Genomic DNA, 18,760 nt, shown 5'->3' with positions numbered 1-18,760 from the left:
CAAAAACTGTTTAAATATAATTCGTCAATTTCATCAAGTAGAACTGAAGACATTCCTATTTCTTCCGGAGTTTCAGAAGATGTTGTAAATAGAATATCTCCATATTTTACACGATTTTGATTTTCGGTTTCATTAATTCGAACATAGTCAAATCTTGAAATATCAATTTTAGAATTATCAAAAACCTGTTTGTACTGGATATAAGGTTTCCCAGTTCCAAAATCTTCTTTGGTTTTCCCTGATAATCCACTATAGGTCTCCCCGATCTCTCCTAGTTTCTTTCTTTCCCAATCTTGCGTAAATCCGAAAAATCTCAAATTAGGAACCTTGACTCAAAAAAATCCTAAAGATTATTTATCCTTAATTACTTTCCTTTGGATTTTAAAAACTTAAATCATTATGAAGGAACAGAAACAACTTTCTGAAGTTATTAATCTGTGGAAAGCAGATAAAAAGCAGTATGTGAAAAAATCAAGTTTCTCAGCGTATATGCTGCTGATAGAGAATCATTTATTACCTGTTTTTGGAGATAGGGATGGAGTAGAAGAGGCTGATGTACAGGCCTTTGTTTTTCAGAAATTGGAAGCCGGGCTGAGCCAGAAAACAATTAAAGATATTCTGATTGTTTTAAAAATGATCCTCAAATTCGGGGCAAAAAACAAATGGCTGGAGTATACACCTTTTGACATTCAGTTTCCTACGGAAAGAGAAAAACACAGTATTGAAGTGTTAAGCCGGGCCGATCAGAAGAAAATTATGAACTACATTCAGGAGCATTTCACGTTCAGAAATTTAGGAGTTTATATCTGTCTGAGTGCCGGAATGAGAATCGGAGAAGTTTGTGCGCTAACCTGGCAGGATATTGATACCGATAATGGTGTGATCAGTGTCAACAGAACCATCCAGCGAATCTATATGATTGAAGACGGAAGCCGACGTACCGAACTGATTCTTGATACCCCCAAAACCAAAAATTCTATCCGTGAAATACCGATCAGCAAAGATCTTTTGAGAATTTTGAAGCCATTCAAAAAAATTGTTAATCCTTTATTCTTTGTTTTAACGAATGATGCGAAACCCACAGAACCCAGAACCTACCGAAGCTATTACAAAAACCTCATGAAAGAGCTGGGAATGCCGGAGCTTAAATTTCATGGTTTGAGACACAGCTTTGCAACACGATGTATTGAAAGCAATTGTGACTATAAAACGGTTAGTGTTCTCTTAGGGCATTCAAATATCAGCACAACACTTAATTTGTATGTGCATCCTAATATGGAACAGAAAAAGAAAGCCATTGAACAGATGTTTAAAGCTTTAAGATAAAAGTTCACTTTGTATAAAAATTTTCATATAAATCCACATTCTTAATTACTGATGAAATGTGGATTTATTTTAATTGAATAGTAAAAAAAATAGTTTTTCATGCTGAAATTCAGACTAAGTAGCCTCAAAAAATATAAAATTTTGTTAAAAAACTCACTTTAAAGGGATAATTTATTATTCGTCTTCCTATTTTTGTTATTTTAGTCCCCCAAGATTGGAATTATGCTTATTGAAGAAGAATTTAAGAAGATTTATTTGAACTTTAAAATCAAAGAAATCATTCCTTTTCTTACAAAGCTTACCATAAAAGAAAAGAGAGAAATTGCAGCTGTTTTAAAGAAATCTTTAAACAAAAACTGGGGCCATAATCATATTTCTGTGCTCACTGCTTTGGCGTGCAGTAAAACAAAAGAAGAATATGATAAACTTTCTCCGGGATATTATGCCGTTCCGGTCAATCTTGTGGATGAACTTTTCGAATCTTACGTTCCGGACTGGATTGGGGAAAGTTATACTTTTCTAAAAAATATAGGCTACCTTAAAGCAATGGAATGGCAGCAGAAAGGCTATTGCGTTCTGAGTAACGAAATTCTGGCTGAACTGCTTTCAGAATCATTGGTTTCTGATCATACCGAAGGAGAACTCTTTTTAACATATCCGGAAACACTGGAAACGCATTTATGGTTTCTGTTCGAATATAACTCAGATATAACTTACAATTATCATCAAAGGAACTGGAAAGACATACTGAAACAACTTATCCTTGAAAACAAGATCAACCGTTTCAGAGTATTGAAATCCAGCCTTTATGCGGTAAACCAAAACTTTTCCAAAGAACATAATACCTGGTTCATAGAGCTGTTTTCCTATCTTAAACCTTCCACAGGTGAAATTCTGGATCTTCAGGATGAGCTGTTTCTTATTTTACAGTCATCCCAGCAGTCACTTTTTGTCCCTGTATTAAAAATGATAAGCCAGGCATGTACAGAACAAGGTTTTAAAACGTGGGATTTCCTGAAGTCAGCAGAAGTATTGGCTGGTCTTCCGGGGAAAAATATTTTAAATACACTGCTTCAGATAGCAGAAAAAATAGCTAAGAATAATGCAGAATTCCGTGAGGAGATCTGTCTGTTAGTAATGCCTGTATTTCTGAATAAAGATGCTGCCATACAAACTAAAACAGCTAAAATAATTACAAAGTGTGGAGATTCCTCATCCGATAAAATTCGGGAAGCAGTGAATTCTTATTCCGAATCATTTCTTACAGATACCCTTATTTTATTGGAACAATTTCTGTCTGAAAAGAAAAATATTGATACAGGCGGTAATGACAACCATGAAATAAGAGTATGGCATGTGCCAGAACCTATTGCACCTATTAAAACGATAAATGACTTTATCTTTTTTGCTCCACAAGCTTTTATTAAGAATGAATCCTGGTATTTTGATCTGTTTCTGGACGCACTGATGAGATTCGATGCAGAAATTAAGGAAGAACATTGGAAACAGTTGGAACCTGCTTTCAAAGCTGCTTTGAAAAGGAAGAATGGAGAAGGAATGCATCATTTGCTGGCTACGTTTTTTATCAGTTATGCTCTGATGAAACAAGAAAAAGTATGTCCGGTATTGTATGAAGCAAAGAAAGAATTTCCTGCTTTAGAAAATTGGGTAGGAAAACGGACGCCGTTGGTTTTTAAAGCATATCATCGTTTTCTTCTTGATATTTTTGAATTGTTAAAACAGGGAAAGAAACTTCCTCTGCTTTCCATTCCTGATCATACACCATGCTGGATCAATATCCGGCTGCTGACTGATAAACTTAAAATCTATCAGGAACAGAAAGAAAAACCAATGCCTTTTGACCTGCAGAAAGCAGTACTTAAAACCAAAAAAGAAAACCTTGATGAGGCTCTGCGCTATGCAGAAAAACATCTGGATAAAAACTATCTTCAACTCCTGAATCCGGTTTTTAACCCTGATTATTATAAAAGTACATACGAAAATACCTATCTGGAGGGCCGTTTTACCTGGAAAACCGGAACCAGAAAACTTTATCAATGGAACCAGACAGAAGAAGTTCCGGAGCTGATCTTCAATATTGAAAATCAGAAAGAGATTCCGGAAAATGCTCCATTACTGGACTATCTGTTCAATTCCTATCATGGAATATATTATGATGATCTTATTCCTGTTTTGTATACGGCTCCATACTTTTCGGGATCTGTTTTTGCAAAAAAATATAACGAAACACTTTCCAATGCAGTATATCATTATGACCTCAGAGGAAATACCGAATTACTGGACGCCTGGATGAAGCTGGAACTGCCTTTTCAGCCGGTTCATTATTTATTCCTTTCAGCAGCACTTCTTAATAAAGATAAAACCCTTTGTGGTACGGCTTTTGAAGCACTTATTTACAAGATAGTTTCTGATGATTTTGATGCATCTGCTACGGGAATGCTGATTGGGGAAATGATCAGATCCGGACTGGCTCCCGTAAAAAGACTGACTGATGGACTTAATGGCTTTATCAATCTGAGTACCAGTCATAATCATGCTTTTGAAAAACTATTGACAGCCATTCTTAGAGAAATAAATCACCCGGTTTTTAATCTTAAAAAGCTGCTTGAATTCTACTATGAACTCCTGCAGCTCAACCAGTCAGAAACTGAGACAGCTGTGAATAAAAGACTTGAAGAGTGGAAAAACGAAAATAACCTGAAAAAAATTATTATCAAATTAAAAACAAATGAAAGAAAGACTTTATGAGATTCTTAACGAGGAAAAAAAACATGAGATTATTCCTTTTTTGAAACAGCTTACCGCTGAAGAAAGAAAAACACTGGTTCCTACCATAAAAAAACTGGACCGTGAGATCAACAAGATCGTAATGACGAAAAACTCCTATCACACCTCCGGTTCTGTAGATCAGCATTCCATTATAGATATAGCATCATTTGTCTGTATGGATCAGAAGCATTACGGTAAAAATTACTGGAGTTTTTTTAGTGATAAAGAACAGACGGATAAAATATTAGAATGGGGCTGCCCAAGTTGGTTCTCCGATTTTATCAACGATTCTGTAGAAGCTGAATTTACGGCATTTAACTATCAGGATATTTTAGGTTGGGCAGAAAAAGGCTATGTAAAGCCCAGCCCTGAATTGCTGGGATATCATCTGAGCAATCAGCCTTCCGACCTTGAAAAGTATCCGGAAACACTGGAAACCCATTTTTGGTATCTGTGCGAATTCCCTTCCAAATCACTTCCTTTTTATAAAGAATGGCTTCCTTTAGTACAAAAACTGGTCGCCAAAAATAAAATTGACAGAAAAAGATTTCTAAAAGAATGCCTTCTGGCAGCCAACAGAAATTTCAATAAAAATGTCACAGGCTGGTTCATAGAGGCATTCAATACCCTGAAACCTACCTATGAAGAACTGCTTATGCTTCAGGATGAACTGCTGGCGGGCTTGGCTTCCCTGCAGTCAAAAGCAGTCAATACTATCCTTGTTCACCTGAAAAAAATAGTGACTGATCCGGAATTTAAAACCACCGAATTTTCACATTTTCTTCCGAATTTGCTAAGTTCGGAAATCAAAACCGTGGTTACTTCCAGTCTTTCCGTAACAGAAAAGATTCTTCAGAAGAAAAAATCTGATACAGAAGATCTTGGAATGGCACTAAGTGCGGCATTTGTGAGCAAAGATGAAAGCATACAATCCAAAGCAGCTAAAATTATCCATAAATATATTCCTGTTTCTGAAGGAATAAAAGAAGCTTTATCCCATTATTCAGACAATATTCTGGCGAATGTTAAACCTATATTGGCAGAATTTATAGAAGATAAATATCAGGAATTGGATGAGGTAACAGTTGAAACTTTAGAGCTAATTAGTGAAGACGTAAAACTTCAGGCGCCCGGAAGCTTTGAGGATCTCATGTTTTTCCTTCCGCAGGCTATTGAAAATCCCGGAACGTATTACTATGATCTGGCTATAGCAGCAATGGTCCGCTTTGCAGGAGAAGCAGATACAGAATCGGTAAAGCTGTTTGAACCTGTTTTTCAAAAAGCCTGTAAAACGATTGCAAAATGGGAAGTTCCTTATTTCAATGTGATATTATGTAACCTGATCATTAATTATGGTCTTACCTTATTGGAAAAATACCCTGTACAGCTTAAAAATCTGGAAAAAATATATACCAGAACACGTGAAGATGAAGCAACAAGAGAAGCCTATTCAAGTTATCAGAAAAAGCTAGTACCTCTTGAAGATCTTTTTGTAGGAGGACTGGCCATGAAACCGTTCAGAGAGATTGCTGTTCACGCTTTCCGTAAGATCCAATCGGGAGATCAGACCCCATTGCTTTCTACCATAACTCATGCTCCATGTTGGATATCTCCTGTGACACTGGTTGAGAGGTTTGAAATATATCAGAAGAAAGGGATAAATCCTGATTCTATGGATGTGCAGCTGGCATTACAGCGTTGCTCACTGGAAAGAACCACTGAAGCATTACAGCTGGCAGGCAGACTACAAGGTGAGTATAAAGATTTGCTGCTTTTCTTTTTAAATAAAAATAATGCAGCCCCTCAGGGAACATTTGAACATCCTTCATGGTGGATGACAGCAGGAATTACACGTTCTCCACAAACTGTTTTTAAAGAATTTGAAGACTTTGGATATGATAGCATTCCTAAGGAACTTCTTTCCGGTAGATATAGCTGGAAGACTGTTGACAGTGGAAAAAACTCATATTATCCGGTAGAACTCGATATAAAAATTCCGAAATATCATTTTGAAAAAAGAGAACATCAGCTGTTTCTGGAGTATTTTATAGCAGAACAGACATCATTTTCTGAAGTTCCGGTCTTTATGTGGAGTTTTCCTAATACTCCTGGAAATGTACTGGCAAAAATAATTAAAACCTGCCTGTATTATTCAGGGGTAGCAGAAGTGTATGAAAGAGGGTTGGTTCTGAACACTACACAGGCGCTTCATGAACTGAAAAAACCTTTGGATGAAATGAGCATGCTGTTTCTGGGAACGATCTTTCTTAACGGAGACAAAGTAATCCGTGGTACTGCTGCGGAAATCTGGCTGGAACATGTCTCTTATAAAGTAATGAATAATAAACGTCTTGGAGAAGTAATCGGTCTCCATGAAAAATTAGAATGGGCTCCTGTAAAAAGATTTACAGATCTGGTACAGCATCAGATGCTGAACGTCAGCAGAGATCATAATCTGGCTCTTGAAGAACTCATGGTTCATATCCTGCTGCAGATGGATACTCCGGTTACCAATCTTAAAAGGATATTAGATGTATATTACGAAGTTCTGTCTTTAAACCAGTCAGAAGTCAATGAAAACTTAAAAAACAAACTTGATAGCTGGAAAGAAAACTCCAGTCTGAAAAAAATCTGCAATCTTCTTCTAAAAAAATAAACTATGGAAGATATGCTTATTTACAACTACCGGAGACCTTCGTCACTGGTAAAAAAAGATATTTCTGAAGAACTCTTTCTGGCAAGATACAGTGAGATTCAGAAAAAAACAGATGCGCCCTGCTTTTTCTGGGGAAATGTCAGTCAGCCGTTTATTCTGGCAAGATGTCTGATTGCGCTTTCCAATATTGTGAAATCCAGTTTTAATCTGTCACCGTTTCAGATGGCAATGCTTAAAGATCCTATCGTTACTGCCGGGAATGGACGTCTTCGCTTCGAAGGATTTTCCCATTGCGCAGGAGTCTATGCAAGAGTTGATGTACTGCCGGACGGTCTGGATGGAGAATTTCTGGAAAATGGAACCACCAATGTAGATTTTAATCAGCCAATGATTACTGCTTTAGGCAGCATCCGTCCCAATGAAAAAATTATGCTTTCTGTTGGGGAAAAAGAAATGGGGCTTTACAGAGAAGAGGAGAAGGTAGTGGAGAGAAAAGTACCGCTGCCTGTAAAATGGATTAAAGGTTTAAGTACCGTTCAGATCTACCTTTCAGAGTCAGAAAAGGTGTATACATTTAACAAGATCCAGACCCAGCAATTGTTCAGAGGAATACCTAAAGGAACTGTAAAAGCGGATTATTATCTGATCGTCAGAGGAAATAAACCCATGTTTTCCCCGGTAAGATCTATAGATGCAGTGTGTATTGGCGGACTTCACAGGCTTCGTCTGCTGGAACCTCTTTTGCCTTATATCGATCAGATGCAGGTTTTTCCGCATGCTGAGATGCATTCTACAACATGGCAGCTGTATATTGGGAATATCCGGTTCAGTTTTTCATTGTCAAGAGAATGCTGGAGGGGATTTTCAGGAGAAGGAGCTGTATTGGACAGCCTGATCAATGAAGTATCTGATGAGTGGATTGATGCTTTGGATAAATATGCCTATGCCAATCAATCCTTCAACCCTTCAGTGTTTGCTTTAAGTGAAAATATCAGCCCTGAAAAAACAGAAAATCTTACAGGAAGATTAGCAGCAATGGGACTGTTGGGGTATGATCTTGATGATAACGGATTCTTCTACCGCAGGCTGCCTTTCAAACTCAGCCGTATCATGAGTTTGAATCCCAGAATGAAAAATGCTCAGAAACTCATTGACGAAGGTAAAGTGGAAATTCTGAATACTAATGCAGGAAGAACCGAAGCCCGTGTACAGGGGAGTGGCGTACATCACACCGTCATTCTTGAAGACGAAAAAGAAAGATGTACCTGCGAATGGTTCAGTAAATATCAGGGAGAAAGAGGTCCGTGCAAACATGTACTGGCCGTAAAGAAAATAATACAGGTCTCTTAAAAAAACAAAGGGCAGATTGAATTACAGTCTGCCTTTTTATTGAGTTAATTTCTCAGTGTTAACCATTCATCATAAGAAATTACGCCCAGCTCAGGTCTTCCTTCCCCTTCCAGTATAGAAATAAATTCAAGCTGATTTCCATCAGGATCATTGAAGTAAATAGCCAGAGCCGGCATCCATGCAAAAACCATAGGCTTATCAATTCCGTCTTTCAGAAAATTATAAGGCTTGAGATCTTTATTTTTTAAAAATTCTACCGAATAATTCAAAATATCTTCTATGCTGCTGGAAAAAGCAAAATGCCGCGTCTGAAGATTCTCTTTCTGTTCCCACAACCCTAGCATAAATTCTTTTCCTTCTCCGATCCATAAAAATGCAATAGGACGTGTTTCGTCCCTGTGAGCCAGCTTCAATCCCAATACTTCAGTGTAAAACTGTATAGCATTCTCCAAGTTGCTTACCTGAATATGAGTTTCATATAATCCTTTGATCATTACTACTGATTTTAATTAAAAGCAAAACTAGACAATACGCCCATGAAAAACATGAATTAGCCATTCTTTTAGATAAAATGAATAATAGATGAATTGTATATCATTAAAAGTCCAACCAGATGAAAATCAAACTTTAAAATCTGCCCTATCTTTAAAATAAAAACACTTACAAAGATCTGTGATATCTGAGGAATCTGTGGGGAATTTCAAGAAAAAATTCGTGCATCCGTGGCAATTATACTTTTCTCCAACAACTTCATTTCAGAAAAAACAAAAAAAATTCAAAAAAATATGCTACGCAAAAACATTGCGCGATAAGGGTTTTACTTTGCACCAGAAATCAGAAGCTAATTTTGATCTCCCTTATGTTTAACAATAAAAGCAGTAACCATGAAATTTAATTTTTTTAAAAAAGAAAACGGAACAGTAATGAACCATGAAGGGGCAAAAGCTTATTCCATGACCCCTGCCGAAGAATTATACAGTGCTGTTGTTACAACAGGACTATCAAATACAGCTTATGAGAAGGGGAATGAAAGACTAGCCAGAATTCAGTCACTGATCAGGAAGAATGATCCCGAATTTGTAGCAAAACTGGCTGTTTATACAAGAAAAAATATGTACTTGCGTTCAGTTCCTCTGGTTTTGACGGCAGAACTGGCAAAACAAACCTCCGGTACAGACCTTGTAAGCAGAACCGTAGACGGAGTTATTCAGAGAGCCGATGAAATTACCGAATTACTAGCTTATTATCAGATAGCGAATGAGAGGACGGATCTTAAAAAACTGAACAAACTTTCAAAGCAGATTCAGAAAGGGCTTGTAAAATCCTTCAATAAATTTGATGAGTATCAGTTTGCTAAATATAACCGGAAAGCAGACGTAACTTTAAAAGATGCCTTGTTTTTGGTTCATCCGAAAGCAAAAGATGAAAACCAGCAGGCGATTTTTAATAAAATTGTGAGTGATACATTAGCCGTTCCTTATACCTGGGAAGTTGAACTTTCCGTATTAGGACAGACCAAATTTGCCGATGAAGCGGAAAAGAAATCAGCATTCAGAAACAAATGGGAGGAACTTATTTTCAGCAATAAACTGGGCTATATGGCTACTTTGCGAAATCTGAGAAATATTTTAGAAGCTGACGTCTCAGCAGAGGCCATGGAAAAAATATGTCGTTATCTTTCCGATGAAAAAGCCGTAAAAAACTCAAAACAGCTTCCATTCAGATTTTTGGCAGCTTATAGAGAATTAAAAAACACAAAGTCAAAATATTCGTCATCTGTTTTGGAAGCCCTGGAAAATGCAGTGGCAGTAAGTGCGGAAAACATCAAAGGTTTTGGCTTCGATACCTCTGTGGTCATTGCCGCAGACGTTTCCGGATCCATGCAGACTCCTGTTTCACCAAAAAGTAAAGTGCTGCTTTACGATATTGGCTTATTAATGTCCTTGATCCTGCAATCGCAGTGCAAGAATGTTATTACAGGAATGTTCGGAGACATCTGGAAAAGAATTCCGGTGCCTAAAAATGGTATCCTGAGAAACGTAGATGAATTTTATAAGCGTGCAGGAGAGGTCGGTTATTCCACCAACGGTTATCTGGTGATTGAAGACCTGATCAACACAAGAGAAATAGCAGATAAAGTAATGCTGTTTACCGATACCCAGCTGTGGAACAGTAACGGAACCCGGTACTCCTTTGAAAGTTTATGGAACCGGTATAAAGAAATTGCTCCTGATGCCAAGCTGTATATTTTCGATCTGGGAGGTTACGGTATACAGCCGCTTGATGTCAGAAAAAATGATGTGTATCTGATCGCAGGTTGGTCTGATAAAGTTTTCGATATACTGAACGCTTTGGAAGACAAAAAATCCGCAATTCAGATGATTCAGAAAGTAGTGTTGTAAAAGGCACTGCTTTTCAAAAATATAACCATTGAAAAACTTGTAGTGTAGATCGTGACAAAAGGACAAAAACTATATATGAATATTTAAAAAAATAGGAAAAAATTAAACTGCGTAAAAAGAATGCGCACCAGCATGATAAATTTGCAGCATACAAAACTAATAACCATGAATAACTATAAACCATGTCTTAAAGAAGCTGTGTATTGAGGTAAATGCCCAATACTCATGAAAAAAAATAAAGCTTTAAGACAAACTTTTGGAATCAATGAATATGGATTGATTGATTTCCTCGGGAAAATTTCCGGTGTACAGGTTTCCAGAATTTTATATGGAGATGAAATGGGGTGCTCCCGCTGTTTTCCGCACGGCTTCGAAGTAGTCAACGCAAAGCAGCGTAAATTTCAAAGGAACTGAAAAAAATACAGGAAAGCACAATGGAAAATAAAAAAACAGGTGCCGTAAAACAGAATTGCTTCGTTGGGGAACAGTAATGCAGGTTCGAATCCTGCTCTGCATAGCAGATGGTGTAAAAAGGGAACACTCTGTTGTGAACGTCTGTTTGCTCTGTAGCCCTGATAAAAAAATCAAGTGTCGTTTCGGGATCATACTTCGGGAATATGAACATTGGGTCGCAGGTTCGATTCCTGCCGACTCCCCCGAAAAGGAGAGGTCGCTCAGACGGTAGAGCAGATGCACGAAAGATCCTGACCCTGTTTGATTAAAATAATAATATTGTTAAAACCGATATTGAAGAAAAAAATAAACATCAGATGTCGTTTCAGAATCGTACTTCGATTTAAACCATCAGACGCAGGTTCAATTCCTGTCATTCCTGTTGTAAACGGAATGTAGCTCAACAGGCAGAGCAGATGGCAAAGAAAGATTCTGATATTTTACTCTGATACAAAAAAAGAGTGCCGTAGAAAAGGCTTACTTCGAATGAAAATTTAGACGTCAAAATCTAATAAAAGTGTAATAATCCTGAATAACAGTAAGGTAAAAGGTGCACGTCTGTCTTTTCGATTTTTGCCTCTTTTTTATAAAAATAAAACAGATAAGTGCCGTAGAAAAAAGTTACTTCGTAACTATAACGGTCCTAAGGTAGCGTAATCCGGGCGACCGGATCAGCGAAGCCGGGTTGAAATCCGGCAGGGTAAAAGTTTTCTGTAAGAAAATGCAAGTCTCACGCAGATGTCGAATTATCGGTTCACTGCCCATAATGGGTAAGAACGGCGCTCTTCAATGAGCATACTTTTTTCGCTTTTTGCCTTATCTGTCTCAATAACAAGTGCCGTTGAATAGTGTTACTTCGCTCATTACGACGGGGACGCGGGTTCGAGTCCCGCCTCTTCCACAAAATACGATGTAAAGGAAGAGTAGCTCAGCTGGTTAGAGCACGACATTACACATTCAGTTGTCGCCTTGTTTTAAAATAAAGTGTCGTCAGGAAAAAGCTCCATCGCATCATTCCTTTGGGGAAATAGTGAAGCTGGTTATTCCGGTATGAAAACTGGTTTTTTCCAAGGGTAGCCTTTAAAAAATTAAATGCCGGTGAAATTATTCTCCGGCATTTAATACTTGCTTAATCTCTTCCTCGAAAGTCTTTTTCCAGTTGGTGATTGTTGTTCTGCTTATTTTATATTTTCTGGACATATAGCTGGTAGAAAAACCATGCTTCTGCTGATATTGCAAAAGTTTAAACATTGTTTTTTTATCATAGGTCTTTAGTCTTTGGTTGCTTTTTTGGCTCTCCCGGGACTGTTCAAAGATCTTTTCATTGAAGTTCAGGACATCTTCCGTCGTATGAAGCTTATCCAGAAGTTCTCTGATCTTGGGATCCTTTAATTTTTCAGGATGTTCCAGCTTTAGCATATCATGGTAAATTTTCTTGTAATTGGGACGCATAATATATCTGTTTATCCGTTAGTATTGTCATTACTTTTCTGAAACCAGCGGTGAAGCGTACTCTTGGGAATAGAATATTCTTTGATTGCTTCGCTGTGGGTCATTTCTCCTGAAGAAATTCTTCTCATAATAAAGTCTTTGATCTCTTGGGTATAGATGTTTTTTCTGAAATAAGGGATCTTTTCGGACTTTTTATGATTTTTATTAACTGCTGAAGGAGGGGCATATAAAATAAGGTGCGAACTGTAAAGCCTGAAAAAATCATATTCAAGCAGCTTGCTCCATCGCAGAAGAAGTTCTGTATCTATTGAGTTGCTGGAATATACATTTTCGATGAACTCTTCATCTTTATTGAGAAAATTGCATATCCTTTCCATCGGTACTTCATTTTCATCAACCATCTCTTTAATAAATTTTCCGATATGAATTTCTTTGTATAACATGTATCAATATTTTATGATTAAAGCATTAGGAAAAATAAATCATTATACCTGATACAAAGATGATCGGTAGAGACAGTTTGTAGATAAAGTTCAGGCTGTTGTACAGTAACAATTCCTCCTGTTCTTTTGAATGTTCAGGTGGATGATTAAGATACAATCAGCTAAACGGTCTTTCGTTAGTTTTCAGGTTATTTTATCTGTAAATTGTTTGCTTTAAATAAAGCAAGCTCTTCTCATATAATTTACTTAGCAGACCTCTGGTTCAAACTTCTTTTTCACAGTCCAGTATGAATCAAATATAACCTTTTAAAGATCTTTCATGCAATTCTATTCGTAATATTCTATAAATATATAAAAAATAGATTGTGATTTACTTTAAACTTTTTTAGCCTTGGGTAAATAATCTATTTGTTATTCTTCAAATTTAATTAAAAATTATAGAAAACTTAATTAACATGTAAATTTTAATGAAAATTAACATGTTAATTAAGTTTATTCATTAATAATTAAATATGCTATATAGAGAAAACCGGAATGATAATGAAGGATAATAATTGTATAAGATCTGTTGAGTACCTACCTTTGTCCCTCAATGAAAAATACCATAAGCTTATTCGATTTTTCGAAAAAAATAAATTATAAAAATGAATTGCTTGCAGGTTTTACTGTTGCAATGACCATGATTCCTGAATCACTTTCATTTGCTATATTGGCGGGGTTATCTCCTTTAACAGGCCTCTATGCTGCATTTATGATGGGACTTGTTACCGCAGTTTTGGGAGGCCGTCCGGGAATGGTTTCCGGTGGGGCAGGAGCCACCATTGTTGTATTGATTGCTCTGATAAAATTTCATGGTGTAGAATATCTTTTTGCTGCAGTTGCCCTGGCCGGAATCTTTCAGATGCTGGTCGGCATTTTTAAATTAGGGAAATTTGTAAGATTGATCCCTCAACCTGTTATGTACGGCTTTCTCAACGGGCTGGCAGTAATTATTTTTATGGCTCAGATTGAGCAGTTTAAGATTATAGACAGCAGCGGTGCAGTCAGCTGGCTTCACGGAACATCTCTATATATTATGGGAGGCCTTACAGCACTTACGATCGCAGTGGTTTACTTCTTTCCGAAAATAACAAAAGCAGTTCCTGCCTCCCTGGCAGCTATTATGGTAGTATTTGCTGTTGTTTTGGGGTTCGGGATCCAGACAAAAACGGTGGCAGATATTGCTCATATCAGTGGAAGCCTTCCTGCATTTCATATTCCGAAGCTGCCTTTCACCTGGGAAACCCTGCAGATTATTTTTCCTTATGCGATGATAATGGCAGGTGTTGGCCTGATTGAATCTTTACTGACCCTGTCAATGGTAGATGAAATCACCAATTCAAAAGGAAATGCCAATAAGGAATCTGTTGCCCAGGGTCTTGCCAATATCACCAACGGATTTTTTGGAGGAATGGGCGGATGTGCCATGGTAGCGCAAACCTTAGTGAATCTGAATGCCGGATCAAGAGCCAGATTATCAGGGATTGTAGCTTCATTGATGATCTTGCTGATTATTTTATTTGGTGCACCTGTTATTGAAAAAATTCCGATGGCCGCTTTGGTCGGAGTGATGATGATGGTTTCCATAAGCACTTTTCAGTGGGTTTCCATCAGGATTGTTAATAAAATGCCAAAATCAGATATATTTGTAGGAATTACAGTGGCTTTAATTACTATTGTTCTTCATAATCTTGCGCTGGCTGTGCTGATTGGAGTAGTTATTTCTGCTTTGGTTTTTGCCTGGGATAATGCCCAAAGAATCCGTGCAAAAAAATACACTGATGAAAACGGAATCAAATACTATGAAATATACGGACCTCTGTTCTTTGGCTCCGTAACTGCATTTATGGATAAATTTGATCCTGCCGGAGATCCGGATGAAATCGTTATAGATTTTAAAGAAAGTCGCGTTGTAGATATGAGCGCAATTGATGCTTTGGATAAACTGTCGAAACGATACAGTCAACTGAATAAAAGGCTTTACCTCCGCTACCTTAGTGAAGACTGCCGAAAAATGCTGGGAAATGCAGAAGCTGTAATTGAAGTGAATATTCAGGACGACCCTACCTATAAAGTGATGCCGGAAAAATAAGATAAACCCATCTGAAAGATTAACAAGATCTGCGTTATCTGTGAAATCTGCGGGAACATAAATCATTTAAATTTCGGAAATATAATGATGTATAAAAACTGATTTTCAAAACAATTCTATTTGAACATCATTGGTCTTTACTTTATTTGATAACTCTTAGAATATATTCAATAGCAATGGTCTTCAGCCTATTGTAAAGAAGAAATAAATCTAGCCAAAATTTGCATCTGACAATTTATTATTCATTTAAGATAATCATATTAATAAAAGATACCCCCATAACCAGACAAGGACTGTAAAATTACTTTACAGTCCCTGTTGTTTAGGTCATTAATGTTTCAGCAATGAAATCCGGCACTAGAGCATAGTGGGAGAATTGCATACTGATGGAAGCTCTTCCGCTGGATAAGGTTCTCAGATCGGAAATATATCCGAATGTTGAAGCCAATGGAATTTCCGCGGTGAAAATCTTTCTTCCTGAACGTTCATCAATAGAAGTAATGATTCCTCTTCTGCGGTTAATATCCGCTGCTATAGCTCCCGTGTATTCCTCAATACTCTGGATCTCTATCAGCATAATCGGTTCCATAAGTTTAGGAAAACATTTCACAGCTGCATTTCTGAAACCGTCTCTTGCAGCAATTTCAAAATCCAGTGCAGCCGAATCATTAGGGTGGAAAGATCCGTCCAGAAGTCTGATACTCATACTTTCCAGCGGATAACCTTTCAAAGGACCGTTTGCCATGGCTTCTCTGAAACCTTTTTCAACAGAAGGAATAAATTCACCGGGAACAGCACCGCCTTTGATCAGACTGACGAATTCCAGACCGGCTTCATTATTTTCTCTGGGGCCAATTTCAAACGTAATATCTGCAAATTGTCCGCTTCCTCCGTTCTGCTTAGAAAACTTTTCCCTGAAGGTATGCCCTTTTGTTAAGATCTCACGGTATGAAACTTTTGGTTTTCCCTGATTCACTTCAATGCCGTGATTCAAACGAATTTTTTCCAGCGTTACTTCAAGATGAAGTTCACCCAGACCGCTTAACAGAGTTTCTCCGGTCTGCCCATCTCTTTCTACAACCAGAGAAGGATCTTCTTCCTGGATTTTAGCCAGAACCAAACCGAAAGATTTCTCATCACTGTTCGTTTTAGGTTCAATCGCAACCCTTATCACAGGTGCCGGAATGGTAATAGACTCAAGAAACACAGGTCTTTCAGGTGCAGATAAGGAATCTCCGGTTTTAGCATCTTTTATACCCGTTAAAGCGACAATGTCCCCGGCTTTTCCTTCCTCCATCGATAATGTTTTATCCGACTGCATCCTCAGAATTCTGGAAATCCTGAAACTTTCCCCTGTTCTTGCATTTACTACAGAGTCGCCCGGCTGTATCGTTCCTGAATAGATGCGGAGCATGGCCAGTCTTCCCATATGCTTATCAATCACCACTTTGAAAACGAGGCCTGAGAAAGATGCTGTTTCCTTACTTTGTATTTCAATGACTTCCCCGGTTCCGGGATCTTTCCCCTGAATTGGAGGCAGATGTTCGGGTGCAGGAAGATAATCTGCAATGGCATCCAGAAGCGGCTGAACCCCCTTGTTTTTAAAAGCAGAACCACATAAAACGGGAACAGCAGCTCTTGACGTACAGATCCTCTGTATACAAGCAATAATCATTTCTACAGAAACCTCCCGGTCAGATTCCATAAAGATTTCAAAGAATGTTTCATCATGTTCCGCGAGGGTTTCCATCAGCTTTGTTCTGTATTCTTCTGCTTCCGGGATATAACTGTCAGGAATTTCCTTTTCCACAATGGTTTCCCCGGTCTCTTCAGTCCAGTAAAGCGCTTTTTGTTTTACAAGATCAATCACACCTTCAAAATGGTCTTCAGCACCGATCGGAATCTGTAGTGCCATCGGAACAGCATTCAGTTTGGTTTCAATTTCTTTTAAAACAGCAAAGAAATCTGCTCCCGTTCTGTCCATTTTATTGATGAAACAGATTTTCGGAATACCATGTTTCTCAGCCTGGAACCATACATTTTCAGTCTGCGGCTGTACTCCTGAAGAAGCGCAGAAAACAGCGACAACACTGTCCAGAACCCTCAAAGAGCGTTCTACTTCCACAGCAAAATCAATGTGGCCCGGCGTATCGATGATATTAATGTTGAATACATTTCCTTCTTTTTTCCATTGAGTAGAAACGGCTGCCGATGAGATGGTAATTCCCCGGTTTTTCTCCTGAATATCTTTATCCATGGTGGTATTGCCGTCATCAACATTTCCGATCTTATGAATAAGTCCTGTATAATAAAGAAGCCTTTCCGATAAAGTGGTTTTTCCTGCATCTACATGGGCTATGATTCCTATATTTCGTGTATTGTATTTCATTTTGTTTAATTATATGGGTTGAATTTATAGTGTTGAATATCAGTGTTCTAAGTGTGCGGCGAAATGAATATATTCTAAAAAATGCATAGCAGTTCCCGGACCGGGAAATTTCCGGTCTGAAGGGTTTTTACCAGTCTATGATTCTGACATGATGTTTTTCAGAGGAGAAACTGATGAATTGATGATATGGGTATTTCAGAACATGACATAACCGGACACCAGAAATTTCTGATGGGTTAAAGTCTGAAAAATTGGGCAGCAAAAAAGACCTGTCTGAATAGAGAGGTCTTTTAACATATTTTTAGTAAAAAAGATCTATATAACTATTCAGATAAATATTCAGTGCTGCCAAAGTACACAGCTCTGACAGGATTGCTTAAAGTTATAATATTTATCATTTTTGTTGACATTGTTGATGGTTAATCGGTTGCGAAATTATCATTTTTTTTCAATTGTCAAAAATTTTTTGAACATTTTTTTATAAAATTGGGTTAAACAGATTTTTCAATGAGTCTTTTATAATCTTCCGGAACAATAAAAAATTCTTAAAATATCTTAAAACAGAGAACGAAAGTGATGCGTTTATGATAAAAATTTTATCTTTGGGAAGAAATGAAAATTAAACACTTGTTGATGATTAAAAATTTTTAAATCTTTTTCAAGAAGCTAAATAAAAACTTTTAACTTAAAATTATTGAAAACAGATATCGATATTCATAACCACTGTCACTTTTCCTTTGACCTGTGGCTCACCTTAATCAAATCTCATCCTGAATTTAAAGCAAAAAGAGTTGAGCTGTTCTCCTCGTATTTTAATATTGATAAACCAATTGATGAAGTTGCGAAATCCGTAAAATATTATGATGATCTTTGTAATACCATCAATGAGGTGACCGGAGGGAATATAGATACTTTTGAAATCTATTTATTGATTTTAAGCTCAATGAATGTTGATGTAAAACAGATTGATAAAGAAAATCTGGAAGGATTCTATCTGAAAAGTGAAGAATTGTTTTTAGAATACAGACCCGTTGTTATTTTTGAAAATGTCCGCAGTTTTTTTGATGAAATTAAAAATCAGGGAAAGACCATCAATATTTTAAGCAATACAGGTTTTATTAAAGGAACAACGATGAGGAAATTTCTGATCGGTGAAAATCTGGATCAGTATATTGATTTCCATATCTATTCCGATGAAATTAACTGTTCCAAACCGAATCCGCTTATTTTTCAGGAAGTAAAGAATAAGATAACTGATCAGGAGCTGCCGCTTCACCGTATTCTGCATATCGGAGACAATCCCATTGCTGATTATAAAGGAGCGAAAGACTTTGGCTTCAGTGCACACTTACTTAAACACTAAATCAA

At 37.3% G+C, this 18,760-nt stretch carries 12 protein-coding genes and 1 pseudogene; 8 read left to right on the top strand and 5 right to left on the bottom strand.

The genetic code is table 11. From position 1 onward, the window contains the following. A pseudogene (locus tag J2Y40_RS09530) lies at positions 1 to 317 on the bottom strand (restriction endonuclease subunit S); the annotation flags it as partial. Positions 318 to 399: 82 nt separating this feature from the next. On the opposite strand from J2Y40_RS09530, the gene J2Y40_RS09525 reads away from it, so the two are divergent. From J2Y40_RS09525 to J2Y40_RS09510, 4 genes are all read left to right on the top strand, one after another. Continuing rightward, the gene (locus J2Y40_RS09525) at positions 400 to 1,326 is read left to right on the top strand and encodes a tyrosine-type recombinase/integrase (RefSeq protein WP_309998585.1); all 927 of its coding nucleotides are present in this window, start codon (positions 400 to 402) and stop codon (positions 1,324 to 1,326) included. Positions 1,327 to 1,548: 222 nt separating this feature from the next. After that, positions 1,549 to 4,095 (top strand): DUF6493 family protein, encoded by a 2,547-nt coding sequence (locus J2Y40_RS09520; RefSeq protein ID WP_309998582.1) that lies wholly within the window; start codon positions 1,549 to 1,551, stop codon positions 4,093 to 4,095. Next, the gene (locus J2Y40_RS09515) at positions 4,076 to 6,772 is read left to right on the top strand and encodes a DUF6493 family protein (protein ID WP_309998580.1); all 2,697 of its coding nucleotides are present in this window, start codon (positions 4,076 to 4,078) and stop codon (positions 6,770 to 6,772) included. The genes J2Y40_RS09520 and J2Y40_RS09515 overlap by 20 nt, the downstream gene beginning before the upstream one ends. A gap of 3 nt (positions 6,773 to 6,775) precedes the next feature. Next, on the top strand, positions 6,776 to 8,122 hold the full coding sequence (locus J2Y40_RS09510) for an SWIM zinc finger domain-containing protein (RefSeq protein WP_153398232.1): 1,347 nt from the start codon (positions 6,776 to 6,778) through the stop codon (positions 8,120 to 8,122). A gap of 44 nt (positions 8,123 to 8,166) precedes the next feature. Here the strand turns inward: J2Y40_RS09510 and J2Y40_RS09505 are convergent, their stop codons facing one another. Next, positions 8,167 to 8,616 carry a VOC family protein gene (locus J2Y40_RS09505; protein WP_153398234.1) on the bottom strand — a complete coding sequence of 150 codons (450 nt, stop codon included), beginning with the start codon at positions 8,614 to 8,616 and terminating at the stop codon, positions 8,167 to 8,169. Between the two features lie 390 nt (positions 8,617 to 9,006). On the opposite strand from J2Y40_RS09505, the gene J2Y40_RS09500 reads away from it, so the two are divergent. Next, positions 9,007 to 10,524 (top strand): TROVE domain-containing protein, encoded by a 1,518-nt coding sequence (locus tag J2Y40_RS09500; protein ID WP_309998577.1) that lies wholly within the window; start codon positions 9,007 to 9,009, stop codon positions 10,522 to 10,524. 225 nt (positions 10,525 to 10,749) lie between these two features. Further along, positions 10,750 to 10,938, top strand: a complete 189-nt coding sequence (locus J2Y40_RS09495; RefSeq protein WP_309998574.1) for a phosphate ABC transporter substrate-binding protein — start codon at positions 10,750 to 10,752, stop codon at positions 10,936 to 10,938. A gap of 1,143 nt (positions 10,939 to 12,081) precedes the next feature. Here J2Y40_RS09495 and J2Y40_RS09490 read toward each other — a convergent pair. After that, complete coding sequence (locus J2Y40_RS09490) at positions 12,082 to 12,429, bottom strand: helix-turn-helix domain-containing protein (protein WP_153398239.1); 348 nt, start codon at positions 12,427 to 12,429, stop codon at positions 12,082 to 12,084. 11 nt (positions 12,430 to 12,440) lie between these two features. Further along, complete coding sequence (locus J2Y40_RS09485; protein WP_062701380.1) at positions 12,441 to 12,872, bottom strand: helix-turn-helix domain-containing protein; 432 nt, start codon at positions 12,870 to 12,872, stop codon at positions 12,441 to 12,443. 592 nt (positions 12,873 to 13,464) lie between these two features. Between J2Y40_RS09485 and J2Y40_RS09480 the strand changes: the two genes are divergently transcribed. Next, positions 13,465 to 15,003, top strand: coding sequence for a SulP family inorganic anion transporter (locus tag J2Y40_RS09480; RefSeq protein ID WP_153398241.1), 1,539 nt, complete (start codon positions 13,465 to 13,467; stop codon positions 15,001 to 15,003). Positions 15,004 to 15,325: 322 nt separating this feature from the next. Here the strand turns inward: J2Y40_RS09480 and fusA are convergent, their stop codons facing one another. Further along, complete coding sequence (fusA, locus tag J2Y40_RS09475; protein WP_153398243.1) at positions 15,326 to 17,392, bottom strand: elongation factor G; 2,067 nt, start codon at positions 17,390 to 17,392, stop codon at positions 15,326 to 15,328. Between the two features lie 694 nt (positions 17,393 to 18,086). On the opposite strand from fusA, the gene J2Y40_RS09470 reads away from it, so the two are divergent. Next, positions 18,087 to 18,755, top strand: a complete 669-nt coding sequence (locus J2Y40_RS09470) for an HAD family hydrolase (protein ID WP_153398245.1) — start codon at positions 18,087 to 18,089, stop codon at positions 18,753 to 18,755. The last annotated feature ends 5 nt before the right edge of the window (positions 18,756 to 18,760 follow it).

The sequence above is a fragment of the Chryseobacterium sp. 2987 genome (assembly GCF_031456375.1).
Lineage (GTDB): Bacteria > Bacteroidota > Bacteroidia > Flavobacteriales > Weeksellaceae > Chryseobacterium > Chryseobacterium vaccae.
This window is presented reverse-complemented; position numbering and strand designations above follow the sequence as displayed.

Bases quoted from the DNA above. Each gene is read 5' to 3' on its own strand.
- J2Y40_RS09525 (WP_309998585.1), top strand. From the start codon at position 400: ATGAAGGAACAGAAACAACTTTCTGAAGTTATTAATCTGTGGAAAGCA.
- J2Y40_RS09520 (WP_309998582.1), top strand. From the start codon at position 1,549: ATGCTTATTGAAGAAGAATTTAAGAAGATTTATTTGAACTTTAAAATC.
- J2Y40_RS09515 (WP_309998580.1), top strand. From the start codon at position 4,076: ATGAAAGAAAGACTTTATGAGATTCTTAACGAGGAAAAAAAACATGAG.
- J2Y40_RS09510 (WP_153398232.1), top strand. From the start codon at position 6,776: ATGGAAGATATGCTTATTTACAACTACCGGAGACCTTCGTCACTGGTA.
- J2Y40_RS09505 (WP_153398234.1), bottom strand. From the start codon at position 8,616: ATGATCAAAGGATTATATGAAACTCATATTCAGGTAAGCAACTTGGAG.
- J2Y40_RS09500 (WP_309998577.1), top strand. From the start codon at position 9,007: ATGAAATTTAATTTTTTTAAAAAAGAAAACGGAACAGTAATGAACCAT.
- J2Y40_RS09495 (WP_309998574.1), top strand. From the start codon at position 10,750: ATGAAAAAAAATAAAGCTTTAAGACAAACTTTTGGAATCAATGAATAT.
- J2Y40_RS09490 (WP_153398239.1), bottom strand. From the start codon at position 12,429: ATGCGTCCCAATTACAAGAAAATTTACCATGATATGCTAAAGCTGGAA.
- J2Y40_RS09485 (WP_062701380.1), bottom strand. From the start codon at position 12,872: ATGTTATACAAAGAAATTCATATCGGAAAATTTATTAAAGAGATGGTT.
- J2Y40_RS09480 (WP_153398241.1), top strand. From the start codon at position 13,465: ATGAAAAATACCATAAGCTTATTCGATTTTTCGAAAAAAATAAATTAT.
- fusA (WP_153398243.1), bottom strand. From the start codon at position 17,392: ATGAAATACAATACACGAAATATAGGAATCATAGCCCATGTAGATGCA.